The organism is Brevundimonas sp. AC546, from assembly GCF_979258305.1.
On the sequence record NZ_OZ409849.1, the window covers coordinates 488,053 to 504,433 of the forward strand.

General features: G+C 64.8%; 13 protein-coding genes. All 13 read left to right on the forward strand.

The features are described 5' to 3' along the window. Positions 1 to 331 precede the first annotated feature (331 nt). A complete protein-coding gene (gene dnaE, locus ACZZZD_RS02430) occupies positions 332 to 3,820 on the forward strand; it encodes a DNA polymerase III subunit alpha (RefSeq protein WP_463432327.1) in 3,489 nt (1,162 codons plus the stop codon). Between the two features lie 93 nt (positions 3,821 to 3,913). After that, the gene (locus ACZZZD_RS02435; protein ID WP_463432329.1) at positions 3,914 to 4,510 is read left to right on the forward strand and encodes a DUF4142 domain-containing protein; all 597 of its coding nucleotides are present in this window, start codon (positions 3,914 to 3,916) and stop codon (positions 4,508 to 4,510) included. 222 nt (positions 4,511 to 4,732) lie between these two features. After that, complete coding sequence (gene rpsB, locus ACZZZD_RS02440; protein ID WP_463432331.1) at positions 4,733 to 5,656, forward strand: 30S ribosomal protein S2; 924 nt, start codon at positions 4,733 to 4,735, stop codon at positions 5,654 to 5,656. A gap of 111 nt (positions 5,657 to 5,767) precedes the next feature. Further along, positions 5,768 to 6,709 (forward strand): translation elongation factor Ts, encoded by a 942-nt coding sequence (gene tsf, locus ACZZZD_RS02445; protein WP_463432333.1) that lies wholly within the window; start codon positions 5,768 to 5,770, stop codon positions 6,707 to 6,709. 127 nt (positions 6,710 to 6,836) lie between these two features. Next, positions 6,837 to 7,571, forward strand: a complete 735-nt coding sequence (gene pyrH / locus ACZZZD_RS02450) for a UMP kinase (RefSeq protein ID WP_159851155.1) — start codon at positions 6,837 to 6,839, stop codon at positions 7,569 to 7,571. 39 nt (positions 7,572 to 7,610) lie between these two features. Then, complete coding sequence (gene frr / locus ACZZZD_RS02455; protein WP_135195906.1) at positions 7,611 to 8,168, forward strand: ribosome recycling factor; 558 nt, start codon at positions 7,611 to 7,613, stop codon at positions 8,166 to 8,168. A gap of 37 nt (positions 8,169 to 8,205) precedes the next feature. After that, entirely contained in the window at positions 8,206 to 8,979 is a 774-nt protein-coding gene (gene uppS / locus ACZZZD_RS02460) for a polyprenyl diphosphate synthase (RefSeq protein ID WP_463432336.1), read from the forward strand. Next, a complete protein-coding gene (locus ACZZZD_RS02465) occupies positions 8,979 to 9,797 on the forward strand; it encodes a phosphatidate cytidylyltransferase (RefSeq protein WP_463432338.1) in 819 nt (272 codons plus the stop codon). The genes uppS and ACZZZD_RS02465 overlap by 1 nt, the downstream gene beginning before the upstream one ends. After that, positions 9,794 to 10,990: a 1-deoxy-D-xylulose-5-phosphate reductoisomerase gene (dxr, locus tag ACZZZD_RS02470; RefSeq protein ID WP_463432340.1), complete on the forward strand. Its 1,197-nt coding sequence runs from the start codon at positions 9,794 to 9,796 to the stop codon at positions 10,988 to 10,990. The genes ACZZZD_RS02465 and dxr overlap by 4 nt, the downstream gene beginning before the upstream one ends. Positions 10,991 to 11,017: 27 nt before the next feature. After that, complete coding sequence (locus ACZZZD_RS02475) at positions 11,018 to 12,235, forward strand: M50 family metallopeptidase (RefSeq protein WP_463432342.1); 1,218 nt, start codon at positions 11,018 to 11,020, stop codon at positions 12,233 to 12,235. A gap of 29 nt (positions 12,236 to 12,264) precedes the next feature. Then, on the forward strand, positions 12,265 to 14,718 hold the full coding sequence (gene bamA, locus ACZZZD_RS02480; protein WP_463432344.1) for an outer membrane protein assembly factor BamA: 2,454 nt from the start codon (positions 12,265 to 12,267) through the stop codon (positions 14,716 to 14,718). A gap of 32 nt (positions 14,719 to 14,750) precedes the next feature. Further along, a complete protein-coding gene (locus ACZZZD_RS02485; protein ID WP_463432346.1) occupies positions 14,751 to 15,356 on the forward strand; it encodes an OmpH/Skp family outer membrane protein in 606 nt (201 codons plus the stop codon). A gap of 10 nt (positions 15,357 to 15,366) precedes the next feature. Next, complete coding sequence (lpxD, locus tag ACZZZD_RS02490) at positions 15,367 to 16,380, forward strand: UDP-3-O-(3-hydroxymyristoyl)glucosamine N-acyltransferase (protein WP_463432348.1); 1,014 nt, start codon at positions 15,367 to 15,369, stop codon at positions 16,378 to 16,380. The last annotated feature ends 1 nt before the right edge of the window (position 16,381 follow it).

Here is a 16,381-nt window from a genome sequence, read left to right on the forward strand (position 1 = left end):
GTTGATCGAATGGTTTCACACAGCGTGGTTGACGAGAACAAAAAGCCAACATAGAACATTAGCGGAACATATCGGATTGGTGGGAGACAATGTCATGCCGCGTTTGATGAGAGATATGCTGTCGCTGGCGTCGTGCGGCGGCTTCGTGCTGATGGTCTGGACCGTAGCGATCAACGTCACCGGCGCTTGAGATCAGACGAATTAGACGGATTAGACGGCGTTTTTGCCGATAACCGTCTGAAGTCAGTGATCCACAGCCTATCCGCCCGAGAGCAGGTTTGCGATGGTTGATCGCCGCCCGATATGGGAGTCAGGGCGGACTAGGCCGCAAATGAGTGGGCAGGCGGTCGGAGAAGGTGTGAGCGAGCCGGTGAACATTCAGGGTTTCGTCCATCTGCGGGTTCGCTCGGCCTATTCGCTGCTCGAAGGCGCGATCAAGGCCGCCAAGGTCGGCAAGCTGGCCGCCGATGCGGGCATGCCGGCGGTCGGGGTCGCGGATAGGGCCAATCTGTTCGGCGCGCTGGAGTTTAGCCAGACGGCCAAGGAGGCGGGCGTCCAGCCTCTCGTCGCCTGCGCCCTGCCGGTCTTCGGGATCGGCGGCCAGATCAAGGCCCGCTGGGCCAAGGTCCCGACCGTGGTGTTGCTGGCTCAGAATACCGCCGGATGGCTGAACCTGTGCGCTCTGTCGTCTTCGGCCTATCTGGATGCGGGTGAGATGGCTGAGCCGGGCGTATCCTGGGAACAGGTCGTCGCGCGTTCCGAAGGGCTGATCCTGCTGTCCGGCGGCCCGGACGGCCCGGTCGACCCGCTCTTCGCCCAAGGCAACAAGGCCGAAGGCGCCGCGACCCTGGCGACCATGAAGGCCGCCTTCGGCGACCGATTCTATGTCGAGCTTCAACGTCACGGCCTGGATGACGAGAAGCGCGCAGAGCCGGGCCTGGTCGAATGGGCCTACGCCAACGATACGCCCTTGGTCGCCACCAACGACGTCTATTACGCCAAGGCCGCCCAGACGAAGTCGCATGACGCCCTGCTGTGCATCGCCGACGGCGCCTTCACCGGCCAGGAGGATCGCCGCCGCATCACGGGCCAGCACTGGTTCAAGCCCGCCGCCGTCATGCGCGAACTGTTCGCCGACCTGCCCGAGGCCTGCGACAACACCATCGACATCGCGCGCCGCTGCGCCTTCCTGGTCGAGACGCACGCGCCGATCCTGCCGCGTTTCGACGCCGGGGCGGGGCGGTCCGAACCGGACGAACTGGCCCACCAGGCGCGCGAAGGCCTTAAGGTCCGCCTGACCGAGATCACGCCCGCCGTCCCGGAAGCGGAATACTGGACCCGTCTGGAATGGGAGGTCGGGATCATCCAGCAGATGGGGTTCCCCGGCTACTTCCTGATCGTGTCGGACTTCATCAAATGGGCCAAGACCCACGGCATTCCCGTGGGCCCGGGGCGGGGGTCCGGGGCGGGTTCGCTGGTGGCGTGGTCGCTGACCATAACCGACCTGGATCCCTTGCGGTTCGGCCTGCTGTTCGAACGCTTCCTGAATCCCGAGCGGGTCTCCATGCCCGACTTCGACATCGACTTCTGCCAGGAGCGACGCGAAGAGGTGATCGACTACGTCCAGGACCGCTACGGCAAGGACCGGGTGGCCCAGATCATCACATTCGGCACCCTGCAGGCGCGGGCCGTGCTGCGCGATGTCGGTCGTGTGCTTCAGATGCCGTTGGGTCAGGTGGACCGGCTCTGCAAGATGGTGCCGAACAACCCGGCTGCGCCCGTAACCCTGGCCCAGGCCATCGAACTGGAACCGCGCCTGAAAGAGGCGAGGGACGCCGAGCCGGCGGTTCGCACCCTGCTGGAAACGGCGTTGGAGCTGGAGGGGCTGTATCGCAACGCCTCGACCCACGCCGCAGGCATCGTCATCGGCGACCGGCCGCTGACCGAGCTGGTGCCGCTGTATCAGGATCCGCGCTCCACCATCCCGGCGTCCCAGTTCAACATGAAATGGGTCGAGCCGGCGGGTCTGGTGAAGTTCGACTTCCTCGGTCTGAAGACCCTGACCGTCCTGGATCGGGCGCGCGCCTATCTTGAGCGGCGCGGCGCGGCGCAGGACTGGAACCTGCTGCCGCTGGATGACGCCCGCACCTATGAGCTGATGGCCTCGGGCCAGACGGTCGGCGTGTTCCAGCTGGAATCCCAAGGTATGCGCGACACGCTGCGCAAGATGCGTTGCGGCTCCATTGAGGAGATCACCGCCCTTATCTCCCTCTATCGGCCGGGCCCGATGGAGATGATCGACACCTATATCGACCGCAAGTTCGGTCGGGCCGAGGTCGATTATCTGCACCCCAGTCTGAAGGAGGTGCTGACCGAGACCTACGGCGTCATCATCTACCAGGAACAGGTGATGAAGATCGCCCAGATCCTGGCGGGCTACAGCCTGGGCGAGGCCGACCTGCTGCGTCGGGCCATGGGCAAGAAGAAGAAGGAGGAGATGGATTTCCAGCGCCTTCGCTTCGTCAAGGGCGCGCTGGAAAAGACCGTCCCCGAGACCCAGTCCGGCTTCATCTTCGACCTGGTCGCCAAGTTCGCCGGCTATGGCTTCAACAAGTCGCACGCCGCCGCCTATGCGCTGATCTCGTTCCAGACGGGGTGGTTGAAGGCCAACCAGCCGGTCGAGTTCTTCGCCGCGTCCATGAGCCTGGACCTCTCGAACACCGACAAGCTGGCGGTCTTCTATCAGGACGCGCGACGGTTCGAGGTCCCGGTGCTTTCGCCCGACATCAACCGGTCGTCGGCCGACTTCGACGTGGCCTGGGACGACGACAAGGGTGCGGTGCTCTACGCTCTGGGCGCGATCCGCAATGTGGGCCTGGAGGCGATGAAACACGTCATCGAGGTGCGCGAGACGGGCGGGCGTTTCGCCGACATCTTCGACTTCCTGGAGCGCGTGGATCCGCGCAGCGTCAACAAGCGTGCGCTGGAAGGTCTCGCCAAGGCCGGCGCATTCGACAGCATCCACCCCAATCGGCGTCAGTTGCTGGAACAGGCCGATGTTCTGATGGCCTATTGCCAGAGCGTCGCGGCCGAACGCGCCTCGTCCCAGGTCAGCCTGTTCGGCGGTGACCAGGCCCACGTCGGCCGGCCGCGGCTGAAGACGGTCGAACCTTGGGTCGGACCGGAACGACTTGATCACGAACTGTCGGCCGTCGGCTTCTATCTGTCCGGCCACCCTCTGGACGACATGACCTCGGCCCTGAGGCGCAAGCGCGTCACCTTCGTCGCCGAGGCCATTCCTCTGGCGGAATCCGGGCATGAGGCTTTCCAGATGGCGGGCGTCGTGCGCCGCAAGCAGGAGCGGGCCAGCGCGCGGACGGGCGAGAAGTTCGCCTTCGTCACCTTCTCGGACCCGACGGGCGAGTTCGAATGCCTGTTCCCGCCCGAACAACTGCGCAAATGTCGTGAGGTGCTGGAGCCCGGCGCCTCGGTCATGGTGCGGGTGCGCGCCAAGTCGTCGGAAGGGGAAGTGCGCTTCTTCGGCGACGATGCGTCACGCATGGACAACCTGCTGGACGACGCCAACATCGGCCTGCGCATCCATGTCTCGGCTCGCAGCGCCGATGCCGAAGCCCTGAAGGCACGACTGGAAAGGGCCCGGTCAGGCGCGATCGGCAAGGGCGGTGAAATCTCCCTGATCGCCTCGCTGGACGGCCGACAGGAGGTCGAGCTGAAGCTTCCGGGTCGCTATCGCCTGGACGGGGCCTTGCGCGGTGCGCTGAAGTCGGCGCCGGGCGTGGTGATGCTGGAAGACGCCTAGGCTGCGACTGTCCAATTATGGTCAAGCTATTGATATGTCGGAACCTCACGGCGGCGTGATGAGTTTTGGGAGTCCATAAGGGAGACTGTTCCAATGAAATACCTCGCCATCGCCAGCGTCGCTTCACTCGCTCTCCTCGCCGCCTGCAACCAGGGTGGAGACAGCGCCGGCCAGAACACCAATGAGGCCGTCAATGCCACGCAAGACGCCACTTCCGGCGTCGTCGGCCAGACCTCCGCCATGACCATGGGCGCCAATACCGTGGATGGTTTCGTAACGGGCCTGGGAACCGGCAACATGTATGAGCTGGAAGCCGCCAAGGTGGCCGAAGCCAAATCGGCCAATGCCGACGTCAAGGCGCTGGCCGCCATGATCACCAAGGATCACACAGCCGCCGGCGAGAAGCTTGCCGCCGCACAAGCGACCGCAGCGCCCAACGTCGCCGTTCCGACGACCTTGGATGAGCGTCGCAAGGGCATGATCGACAATCTGAACGCCGCAACGCCGGGTGACTTCGACAAGGTCTATCTGACCCAGCAGGTGGCCGCCCATAACGAGACGCTTACTCTATTGAACGGCTTCTCGGACAACACCGAGGCGCCCGCCTTGGCTACGCTGGCTCGTGAATTGGTCGCGCCCGTGACCATGCACCGCGACCGGGCCCAGGCTTTGCTGGACGCGATGAACTAAGGTGAAGGTCGCCGAGGTCGAAGGCGGTCCCGGAAGGGGCCGCCTTCTTGCGTTCAGAGGGGTGGCGCTTGCTATTGCGGCCCATTCGGCCTAAACGGCCCCCGCATTTCGCAACGCGGGTGAGGCGCGAGTCGGGGAGAAATCCCGATACGCACCATTCCGAGGGTCGTTCGACCTTTAATCCCCCGCGCCACGTTTGATCGGAAAAAGGACTGAACGATCATGGCTCTGCCTGAATTCTCGATGCGCACCCTGCTTGAAGCAGGCGCTCACTTCGGCCACCAGACGCACCGCTGGAACCCGAAGATGGACCGCTATATCTTCGGCTCGCGCTCGAACATCCACATCATCGACCTGTCGCAGACGATGCCCCTGTTCCACCAGGCTCTGGTGGCCGTGCGTGACGTCGCCGCCAAGGGCGGTCGCGTCCTGTTCGTCGGCACCAAGCGTCAGGCCGCCGAGCCGGTCGCCGAAGCGGCCAAGCGCTGCGCCCAGTACTACATGAACAACCGTTGGCTCGGCGGCACGCTGACCAACTGGCGCACCGTCTCGGGCTCGATCGCTCGCCTGCGTGAGCTGGAAGTCATCCTCGAGAACGGTGGCGACGGTCGCGTCAAGAAGGAGCTGCTGAACCTGCAGCGCGAGAAGGACAAGCTGGAACTGTCGTTGGGCGGCATCAAGGACATGGGTTCGATCCCGGACATCATGTTCGTGATCGACACCAACAAGGAAGCGATCGCGATCCAGGAAGCCCGCAAGCTGAACATCCCGATCATCGCCATCTTGGACACCAACTCGGACCCGGACGGCATCACCTATCCGGTCCCCGGCAACGACGACGCCGCCCGCGCCATCCAGACCTATTGCGACCTGATCGCCGACGCCGTCCTGGACGGTCTGGCCGCCGGCGCTTCGGCCTCGGGCGTGGACCTGGGCGCTGCGATCAATCCGGAAGAGCCGATGCTGCGTGAAGCTTCGACCCCGGTCGAAGCCGACGCCGCGCCGGCCGGTACGGAATCGGTCGCCGCCGAACTGGAAGCCGCTGCTGAACCGGCTCCCGCTGAACCGGCTGTCGCCGACGAAGCCGCGCAAGCCGCCACTTCTGAAGCGAACGACGCCGTTGAAACCGAGAAGGCCACGGGCTGATCGCCTGCAGGGCGGTGTTCGCGCTTGTGAGCGCCGCCTGACGAACTGACACACGGCCGGGCTAAGTCAGTCCGGCCGTTCCCACATACGAAATCCCCCAAGGAGAAGAACATGGCCGAGATCACTGCCGCCCTCGTGAAGGAACTTCGCGAGCGTTCGGGCGTCGGCATGATGGACTGCAAGAAGGCGCTGGTCGAAAACGACGGCAACATCGAAGCAGCGATCGACTGGCTGCGCGCCAAGGGCCTGTCCAAGGCCGCCAAGAAGGCCGACCGCGTCGCCGCTGAAGGCCTGGTCGCCGTGGCGTCGAAGGAAGACGGCAAGGGCGAAGTCGCCGCCGCCATCGAATTCAACGCCGAAACCGACTTCGTCGCTCGCAACGAACTGTTCCAGAACGCCGCCAAGTCGTTCGCCCAACTGGGTCTTGACCACCACACGGTCGACGCCCTGCACGGCGCCGAACTGGAAGCCGGCAAGACGGTCCAGGACGAAGTGACCAACATGATCGCCACCATCGGCGAGAACATGCAACTGCGCCGCGCCGCCCGCCTGTCGGTGTCGGAAGGCGTCGTCTCGACCTACGTCCACAACGCGGTTTCGCCGGGCGTGGGCCGTATCGGCGTGCTGGTCGCCCTGGAAGGCGAGGGCGACAAGACCGCCCTGCGCGAACTAGGCCGCAAGATCGCCATGCACGTCGCAGCAACCGCTCCGCTGTCGCTGAACACCGACGACCTGGACCCCGCCGCCATCGAGAAGGAACGCACCGTCCTGACCGAAAAAGCCAAGGAAGAAGGTCGCCCGGAAGCCATGATCGCCAAGATCGTGGAAGGTCAGATCAACAAGTTCCAGAAGGACGTGGTGCTGTCTAAGCAGCCGTTCGTCATGGACCCGGACGTGACCATCGAACAGCTGGTCGCCAACTCGGCCAAGGAACTGGGCTCCTCCAACCTGCACCTGGCTGGCTTCGTCCGCCTGGCGCTGGGTGAAGGCGTCGAGAAGGTCGAAGGCCCCGACTTCGCGTCGGAAGTCGCCTCCATGATGGGCGGCAACTAATAAGTCTTCCCCTCATTCGTGAGGGTTTTGTATCAGAGGGGCGCGTTCGGCTTTGATGGCCGGCGCGCCCTTCGTCTATAAGAAGTCGCCTGATTCAATGGCGCCGCAGTCAAACGGACCTTCCCGCATGCCCGACGCCACCTCGACCTTCCGCTACAAACGCGTCCTGCTGAAGGTTTCCGGCGAGGTGCTGATGGGGGATCAATCGTTCGGCGTGGACATGAACACCGTCGATGCGGTGGCCAAGTCAGTCGCGGACGTGGCGGCCGAGGGCGTCGAGATCTGCCTGGTCATCGGCGGCGGCAACATCTTCCGCGGCCTGTCCAAGGCGGCGGCGGGCATGGAACGCGCCCAGGCCGACTATATGGGCATGCTGGCCACCATCATGAACGCCTTGGCGATGCAGTCGGCTCTGGAGAAGATCGGCGTCTCGACCCGCGTCCAGAGCGCCATTCCGATGGCGGCCATCGCCGAACCCTACATCCGCCGCCGCGCCCTGCGTCATCTGGAAAAGGGACGGGTGGTTATCTTCGCCGCCGGCGTCGGAGCGCCGTTCTTCACGACAGACTCGGGCGCCGCCCTGCGCGCCGCCGAAATGGGCTGTGACGCCTTGCTGAAGGGCACCAGCGTCGACGGCGTCTATACCGCCGACCCCAAGAAGGATCCGACCGCCACCCGCTACGAGACCCTGACCTACCAGGATGTTCTGGCCAAGGATCTGCGGGTCATGGATGCGTCGGCCATCGCCATGATGCGCGACACGGGCATACCGATCGTGGTCTTCTCCATTCGGGAAGACAACTCGCTGCGCCGGACCCTGACCGGCCAAGGTACGTTCACGGTCATTCAGGACGTCGCTTGAACGTCTGCGTGACCAGGAAAGACAAGAGAGACCAAGACCATGGCAAAGCCTGAACTGAAGACCTATCGCGACCGCATGGAGCGGTCGGTCACCGCCCTGAAGGAAGAGTTCAGCGGCCTGCGGACCGGACGCGCCAACGCCGGCCTGCTGGAGCCCGTGCGGGTCGAGGCCTATGGCTCGGCCTCGCCGCTGAGCGCCGTCGCCGCCATCAGCGTGCCCGAGCCGCGCATGATCAGCGTCAACGTCTGGGACAAGGGCATGGTCGTCGCGGTCGAAAAGGCGATCCGCAACGCCAACCTGGGCCTGAACCCCATCGTCGATGGCCAGACGCTGCGTATCCCCGTGCCGCCGCTGACCGAGGAACGCCGCAAGGATCTGGTCAAGCTGGCCGGCAAATACACCGAGCAACAGAAGATCTCGGTCCGAAACGTCCGTCGCGACGCCAATGATGATCTGAAGAAGGCCGAGAAGGCCGGCGAGATCAGCCAGGACGAGCAGAAGAAGATGGAGACCGAGGTCCAGAAGGAAACCGACGCGGCCATCAAGCGCATCGACGAGGCCTTGAAGACCAAGGAACAAGAGATCATGCAGGTCTGAGGCGAAACGGCTTGGCCCTGAAGGGATCGCACGACAGATGACGGCAGACAGCGCCGCGCCTTCTGGCCAACGCCCACAAGGACGGGGTCCCGATGGGCCGCGTCATGTCGCCATCATCATGGACGGCAACGGCCGCTGGGCGAAGGCGCGGGGCCTGCCGCGCGCCCTAGGCCATCGCGAAGGCGTGCAGGCGCTGAAACGCACGATCCAGGCGGCGCCCGATCTGGGCATCGAATGCCTGACCGTGTTCGGCTTCTCGACCGAGAATTGGAGCCGGCCCGAGGACGAGGTGTCGGACCTGATGGGGCTGGTTCGGACCTATGTCGCCAGCGACCTGGCGCGCCTGGCCAAGGCCGGCGTTCGGCTGAAGATATTAGGGCGTCGCGAAGGTCTGCCTGCCGACATCGCCGCCATCATCGAAAAGGCCGAGGCCCAGACGGCGCATAACGACCGCTTCCTGCTGCAGGTCGCCTTCAACTATGGCGGCCGGGCCGATCTGGTGGACGCCGCCCGTCGGCATATGGAGCGGATGCTGGCGGGTGAAACCGTCGAGCCGATCAGCGAGGATACCCTGACTGCGGGGCTGGCGACGGCCGGGGCGCCGCCGCTGGACTTGATCGTCCGCACGTCCGGCGAGCAAAGGCTGTCCAACTTCCTGCTCTGGGAGGCCGCCTACGCCGAACTGGTGTTCCAGGACATCCTGTGGCCGGACTATGGCCCCAAGGCGCTGACCGAGGCGATCTCGACCTTCGTTCAACGCGACCGTCGCTATGGCGGCCGCGTGGTCGCGACTGAGCGCGCGACGGCCTGATGGCGGTCAAGGGTCGCGACATCGCTCTCAGGGCCGCCTCCGCCGTCGTGCTGGCGCCCGCCGCCGTGGCTGCAACATGGGCCGGCGACGTCTGGTTCCTGGCGTTGATGATCGTCGCCAGCGTCGTTCTGGCCTTCGAGTGGGCGGGCATGAGTGCGCCGCACGCCCGCCGGGTGATGGGCGGGGCAGTCAGCTTCGGCGTCGTGGCGGCGGTGATCAGCGCGCATTTCGGCGCCATGTCCGTGGCCTTCATCATGCTGGTGTTCGGCGCGGTCGCTGCCGGCGTCTATGCGCGCAGTCGCGGGCAGGAGGCATTGGATGCGGCTTACGGCGTCCTCTACCTCGGCTGGCCGTCTGTCCTGCTGATCTGGTTGCGCGACGTGGACAGCGTCGTCGGCCTTCACTGGACGGTGCTGGTCTTCGCCGTGGCCTGGTCAGCGGACATCCTGGCGTATCTGGCCGGATCGACCTTCGGCGGACCAAAGCTGTGGCCGCGTTTTTCGCCCAACAAGACATGGTCCGGCTTCATCGGCGGGATCGTCGCAGGCGCTATCGCGGGCGCGATCATGACCGCCTGGCTGGAGATGGGCGCCCTGACCGTCGTGTGGGGCGCTGTGCTGGGTCTGGCGGCGGCGCTGGCGACGATGGCCGGCGACCTGTGGGAATCGGCGTTGAAGCGGCGGTTCGGGGTCAAGGATGCAGGCAACACCATCCCCGGTCATGGCGGATTGCTGGACCGGGTCGACGGCTTGATGTTCGCCGTCGTCGTCGTGGCGGCGGGGCGGCTGATCGTCGTGCTGCTGGAGCGGGGGGCGTGATCCGGCGGCGTGTCACGGTGCTGGGATCGACGGGGTCCGTGGGCGTCTCGACGCTGGACCTGATGGATCAGGCCGAAGCCACGGGCACTGGCGCATTCGAGGTCGAGGCGCTGACCGGCGGGGCGAACATCGCCAAGCTGGCGGAACAGGCGCGACGCTGGCGACCGAAACTCGCTGTCACGGCCGACCCGGCGCGTTTGAGCGAACTGCGCGACGCCTTGTCCGGCACAGACATCGACGTCGCTTCGGGCGATGCCGCCATCGTCGAGGCGGCGACACGGCCAGCCGATTGGATCATGGCCGCCATCGTCGGTGCGGCGGGGCTGAAGTCGGCTTGGGCGGCGGCCGGGACAGGCGCGACCCTGGCGCTGGCCAACAAGGAAAGCCTGGTCTGCTGCGGGCCGGCGCTGATCGAACGGGTCAAGCGGGCAGGGGGGCGGCTGATCCCGGTCGATTCCGAGCACTCCGCCATCTTCCAGGTCTTTCCGGCCGATGCGCCTGAGCGGGTGGCCAGGCTGATCCTGACGGCATCGGGCGGACCTTTTCGGCAAACGCTGCGCGAGCAGATGATCGGAATCACGCCCGAACAGGCGGTCGCGCATCCGAACTGGAGCATGGGGGCCAAGATTTCGGTCGATAGCGCCACCATGGCCAACAAGGGCCTGGAGATGATCGAGGCGGCCTATCTGTTCGATATGCCGCAGGAGCGAATCGACGTGGTGGTGCACCCCGAATTGATCATCCACAGCCTTGTGGAATATGTGGATGGTTCGACGCTGGCTCAGATGGGGCCGCCGGACATGCGCACGCCCATCGCATGCGCCCTGGCCTGGCCTGACCGGATCGCTTGGCCCGCGCCCAAGCTGGACCTTGCGGCCCTGGGCCGGTTGACGTTCGAAGCGCCCGATCTGGAGCGGTTTCCAGCGCTTGATCTGGCCCGCCAGGCCTTGAAGGCAGGGGGCGCGACGCCCGCCGTGTTCAACGCCGCCAACGAGGTCGCGGCCTTTGCATTTCTTGACCGCAAGCTGGCCTTTCTCAATATTGCCGCAGTCGTCGCCGAAACGCTTGAGCGTGCGACGAAAGCGGGGATGGCTTTCGGCTCTGGAGACGCCTGCGGCGCGGCCCTTTCGGTCGATGCCGAGACGCGTCGAATGGCCGGGTCCGTCATCGCCTGTCTTGCGAACGCGGCCTGATATCAGGCCAGGGGAGACGATTTTCGAATGCTGGGCGTCCTGGGTCAGGTCCTGATCTCAATCGCTTCGTTCCTGCTGGTGCTGACGTTCATCGTCACCATCCATGAACTGGGTCACTTCTTCGTCGCGCGCGCCTTTGGCGTGAAGGTGGATCGTTTCGCGGTCGGCTTCGGCAAGGCCGTGTTCAGCCGCACCGACCGCCACGGCATCGAATGGCGGCTGGGTTGGCTGCCGCTGGGGGGTTATGTGAAGTTCTCGGGCGATCTCGACGCCTCCAGCGTGCCGGATAGGGCAGGGTTGGATGAACTGCGCCAGCGTGTGGTCGCCGAGCGCGGGCCGGGCGCCGAGCGCGACTATTTCCATTTCAAGCCGGTGTGGCAGCGCGCGCTGATCGTCGCGGCCGGGCCGATCGCCAACTTCATCCTGGCCATCACCATCTTTGCGGTCGTCTTCATGGCGATCGGCGTTTCGTTGCGCCCCGCTCGGGTCGCTCAGGTTCAGGCGGGATCACCCGCCGCCGCCGCCGGCTTCCAGATCAACGACTTGATCACCGACGTGAACGGCAAGGCCATCAAGGACGGCAGCGCGGTGACGCGTACCGTCATGCTGTCCACCGGCGATCCCGTCCGCTTCACCGTCGAGCGCGCCGGGCGGCCCGTCGAACTGGTCGCGACGCCCGAACGCCGCGAAGAGAACGACCCCATCGCCGGACGGGTCAAGGTCGGCCGCATCGGTCTGAGCCTTGGGTCGTCGGCGGGCGATGTGCGCCATGTCCGCTATGGCCCGGTCGGCGCCGTGGTCGAGGGCGTGCGCCAGACCGGCGACGTGATCGGCTCGACCCTGACCTATCTCGGGCGGTTGGTGACCGGTCGCGAGTCCGGCGATCAGTTCAGCGGACCGCTGGGGATCGCCAAGGCGACAGGGTCGTTGACGACGGCCGCGGTCGAGGCCAATCCGGCCCCCGGCGCCATTGCAATCAACCTGATCCTGACCCTGACAACCTTGGCCGCCATACTTTCGATCGGAATCGGCTTTCTAAATCTGCTTCCCATCCCGATCCTCGACGGAGGGCACTTGCTTTTCTACGGCTACGAAGCTGTGGCAAGGCAGCCTGTGTCGGCGCGGTTCCAGGAGATGGGCTATCGTGCAGGCCTTGCGCTTTTGGCGGGATTTATGTTGTTCGCGACGTGGAACGACCTACAGAAGCTCAACCTCTTCCAATTCCTCGGCGGGCTCGTCTCGTGAGCCGACGCCAGCCCCCGATGGTTTACCGAATGAACGACATGACCTCTCGCGCCGCTGTTAGACTGAGCGCCCGTTCAAGCCTGCTGGCTCTGGCGGTCGCCGCCGGGCTGAGCGCGCCTGCCCTGGCCCAGACTGCGCCCGCGCCCGCTCTACCGGCTCCTGATCCTGCTCAGACCGCGACGCCGCAAGCGCCCGCCGCCGTCGCCGGCGCCGAGCCGCGCATCGTTATCGCGGCGCCTCAGACCATCACGATCAACCGCATCATCGTGCAGGGCGCGCAGCGGATCGATCAGACCACGGTGCTGTCCTATCTGCCGATCCGGCCCGGCGACGCGGTGGACGCCTCCGTGCTGGACGTCGCCGTTCGCACCCTGTCGCGCACCGGCCTGTTCGCCGATGTACAACTGGGCATCCAGAACGGCGACCTGATCGTCCAGATCGTCGAGAACCCCATCATCAATCAGGTGGTGTTCGAGGGAAACAAGGCGCTTTCGCAGGACAAGCTGACCAAGGAAGTCACCCTGTCGCCGCGCGGCATCTATACCCGCGCCAAGGTTCAGGAAGATGTCGGCGCCATCATCGAACTGTATCGCCTGCAGGGCCGCATATCCGCGACGGTAACGCCCAAGCTGGTCCAACTGGAACAAAACCGCGTCGATGTGATCTTCGAGATCAACGAAGGCCCGCAAACCGGCATCAGCGCGATCAACGTCCTGGGCAACGAGGCCTTCTCGGATCGCGACGTGCGCGGCGTGATGGTCACCGAGAAATCCACCTGGTGGAAGTTCTTCTCCAACAACGACAACTATGACCCCAACCGGCTGGAATACGATCAGGAGCAACTGCGGAAGTTCTACACCAATCGCGGCTTCTATGATTTCCGCGTCGTCTCGTCGGTGGCCGAGCTTCAGCCCGACGATCAGGCGTTCCAATTGACGCTGACGCTGAACGAGGGCGACAAATACAACTTCGGAGAGGTGAAGGTCGTCACTCAGAACGACCGCCTGAACGCGGACTTCCTGCAGCGCCTCATCCCGATCCGTTCGGGAGCCCTGTATGAAAGTGACAAGATCGAGCAGGCGGTCGACGCTCTGACTTTCGCCGCCGGTTCGGCCGGCTACGCCTTCGTCGAGATCAATCCGACCTACAAGGCCAATCCCGAAACGGACACGGTCGACGTGACCTTCAACGTGTCCGAAGGTCAGCGCGTCTATATCGATCGCATCAATGTGGTGGGCAATACCCGCACCATCGACCCGGTCATCCGTCGCGAACTGCTGTTGACCGAAGGCGACGCCTTCAATCGCGCCCTGATGGAGCGGTCGCGCAACAATCTGCGCGCGCTGGGCTTCTTCAAGGACGTGACGGTCGAGGAAACACGCGGCAGCGCGCCCGATCGGTCGGTCATCAACGTCAACGTCCAAGAACAGCCGACTGGCGAGCTGTCCGTCGGCGCAGGCTTCAGCTCGGTCGACTCCTTCACCGTCAACCTGGGCATTTCGGAACGGAACTTCCGCGGGCGCGGCCAGAACGTAGTTGCGCGTTTGGAATGGGGTTCGCTGCGCCAGCAGGTGGACTTCCGCTTCACCGAGCCCAAGTTCCTGGGCCGTGACCTTCGGGCGGGCTTCGACGTGTTCCACTCGCGTTACGATCTCAGCGAATATTCGTCGTACGACTATCGCTCGACCGGCGCGGGCCTGCGCCTGTCCTATCCGCTGAACGGCAACATGCTGCTCAGCACCCGCTACTTCCTCAAGTCGGACGAGATCATCGTGCCATCCGGCTACTGCGCGGGGGCAGGGCAAGGGTCTTCGGCGCTCTGCGACCAGGTCGGCAGCTATATCAACTCGTCGGCCGGCTACACCCTGCAAGTGAACTACACCAATGACCCGGTTCGACCGACGCGGGGTTGGTCTGGTTCACTGCGACAGGATCTTGCTGGTCTGGGCGGCGATGTGAACTATGTGAAGACCGAGGCTGACGCCAGCTGGTACTATGGCTTCACACCTGCCTGGATCGTCAGTGTCCAAGGTTCGACGGGCTACGTCAGCGGCTGGAACGGCGATCCGATCCGCATCAACGACCGCTTTTTCAAGGGCGGCAACAGCTTCCGTGGTTTCGAGACGGCCGGTATGGGCCCTCGCGACCTGAACACAACTGACGCACTGGGCGGCAACTTCTACGCCATCGGCACGGTCGAATTGACTCTGCCGAACTATCTGCCTGAGCAGTACGGCATCAAGACTTCGCTGTTTGCAGACGTGGGCACGCTGGGCGTGCTGGACGATCGATACAAGCTGACGTCCACAGGCACCGAGAACACCAATATCGCCGATGAGCTGTCGCTGCGGGCGTCGGCGGGCATCAGCATTCACTGGAAGTCGCCGATGGGACCGATCCGCTTCGACATCTCTAAGGTCCTGTCCAAGGAAGACTACGACAAGACGGAATCCTTCCGCTTCTCGACCTCCACCCAGTTCTAATCGCGGCTTTTTCGACCGCACGAGGAAACCCTATGAAAGCTCTGATCATCGCGGCGACCGCCGCCGCTTCGCTCATCGCCACCGCCGCTTCGGCGCAGCAGGCCGCAGCGCCGGCCAACCCCGGCCCGGTCATCCCTGGCGTCTGCGTCTATTACAACGCGCGTCTGCTGGCTCAATCGGCAGCCGGTCAGGCGGTCGAAGCCCGCATGCAGCAGCTGGCTCAGGAAGTTCAGGGCGAACTGCAACCCTATGCCACGCAGATTCAGACCGAAGCCCAGCAGCTTCAAACGTCGGGCGCCAGCCTGCCGGCCGATCAACTGCAACAGCGCCGTCAGGCTCTGCAACAGCGCGCTCAGGAAGCTCAGCAGCTGGAATCCACCCGTGAAAACGAACTGCGCTACACCCTGGGTATGCAGCGCCAGGCCATCACCGAAGCCGTCTCGCCGATCCTGACCGCCCTGTATCAAGAGAAGGGCTGCGGCCTGCTGTTGGACCGTGAGAGCGTCTTCATGATGAACCCGGCCATGGACGTCACCGACATGGCTATCCAGCGTCTGAACACCGCCCTGCCGACCCTGAGCTTCAACCGCCTTCCGGTGCCGGCTCAGACGCAAGCTCAACCGGCGGCCGCCAACTAAGCCGCCGCCGATGCCGGATCCTCGCTTCTTCGAAACCCTGTCGCCCCTCAGCGTCGCCGAACTGGCGGCACAGATCGGCGGCGAGGTCGCGCGGGGCGGGGATCGCATGATCGCCTCCGTCGCGCCCTTGTCCTCTGCGGACGGGGGCGCGATCGCGTTTCTGGGCGACCGCAAGTTCGCCTCGGCCCTGACGGCGACAAAGGCCGGTTGCGTCATAGTGCCGGCCGAGGCTATCGAAGCGGCACCTGAAGGGGCCGCCGTAATCGTCTCGCGAACGCCTCAGGCCGCCTGGGCCAAGGCGTCGCTTCTGCTGCATCGACCCATCACGCTCGACGCGGCGATCACGCGCGACGAAGCGGCCGAGGACGACAGCGTCGTGGTCGAACCGGGCGCGATCCTGGGCAAGGGCGTCCGTATTGGGCGTGGGTCACGCATCGGCGCCAGCAGTGTCATCGCGCCGGGTGTGCAGATCGGCCGGGACTGCGTCGTCGGGTCGAACGTCACGGTCGGCTTCGCCCTGATCGGCGATCGGGTGAAGCTGTATGCCGGCGCCCGCATTGGCGAGGCCGGTTTCGGCGCGACGGGCACGGCCGCCGGCGCCATGGACATTCCGCAGTTGGGTCGCGTGATCCTGCAGGACGGGGTGACGGTCGGGGCCAACTCCTGCATCGACCGCGGCGCCTATGACGACACGGTCATCGGTGAGAACACCAAGATCGATAATCTGGTCATGGTCGGCCACAACTGCGTCATCGGGCGCAACAATCTGATGGCTGCGAATACCGGTATTTCGGGTTCAGTCACCAGCGGCGACAACGTCATCTTCGGCGGCAAGGCGGGCATCGGCGACCACATCACCATCGGCGAGGGCGCTCGGGTCGCGGCCGGCGCGGGCGTGCTGGCCGACATTCCGGCGGGCGAAACCTGGTCCGGATATCCGGCGCGTCCGATCCGACAGTTCTTGCGCGAGACGATCTGGCTCGCCAAACAGGCCTCTTCAAAGAAGGCACCAAAGGAATCATAGG

Bases quoted from the DNA above. Each gene is read 5' to 3' on its own strand.
- pyrH (WP_159851155.1), top strand. From the start codon at position 6,837: ATGCCCGACGCCACCTCGACCTTCCGCTACAAACGCGTCCTGCTGAAG.
- ACZZZD_RS02475 (WP_463432342.1), top strand. From the start codon at position 11,018: ATGCTGGGCGTCCTGGGTCAGGTCCTGATCTCAATCGCTTCGTTCCTG.
- lpxD (WP_463432348.1), top strand. From the start codon at position 15,367: ATGCCGGATCCTCGCTTCTTCGAAACCCTGTCGCCCCTCAGCGTCGCC.
- bamA (WP_463432344.1), top strand. From the start codon at position 12,265: ATGAACGACATGACCTCTCGCGCCGCTGTTAGACTGAGCGCCCGTTCA.
- rpsB (WP_463432331.1), top strand. From the start codon at position 4,733: ATGGCTCTGCCTGAATTCTCGATGCGCACCCTGCTTGAAGCAGGCGCT.
- tsf (WP_463432333.1), top strand. From the start codon at position 5,768: ATGGCCGAGATCACTGCCGCCCTCGTGAAGGAACTTCGCGAGCGTTCG.
- uppS (WP_463432336.1), top strand. From the start codon at position 8,206: ATGACGGCAGACAGCGCCGCGCCTTCTGGCCAACGCCCACAAGGACGG.
- frr (WP_135195906.1), top strand. From the start codon at position 7,611: ATGGCAAAGCCTGAACTGAAGACCTATCGCGACCGCATGGAGCGGTCG.
- ACZZZD_RS02465 (WP_463432338.1), top strand. From the start codon at position 8,979: ATGGCGGTCAAGGGTCGCGACATCGCTCTCAGGGCCGCCTCCGCCGTC.
- ACZZZD_RS02435 (WP_463432329.1), top strand. From the start codon at position 3,914: ATGAAATACCTCGCCATCGCCAGCGTCGCTTCACTCGCTCTCCTCGCC.
- dnaE (WP_463432327.1), top strand. From the start codon at position 332: ATGAGTGGGCAGGCGGTCGGAGAAGGTGTGAGCGAGCCGGTGAACATT.
- ACZZZD_RS02485 (WP_463432346.1), top strand. From the start codon at position 14,751: ATGAAAGCTCTGATCATCGCGGCGACCGCCGCCGCTTCGCTCATCGCC.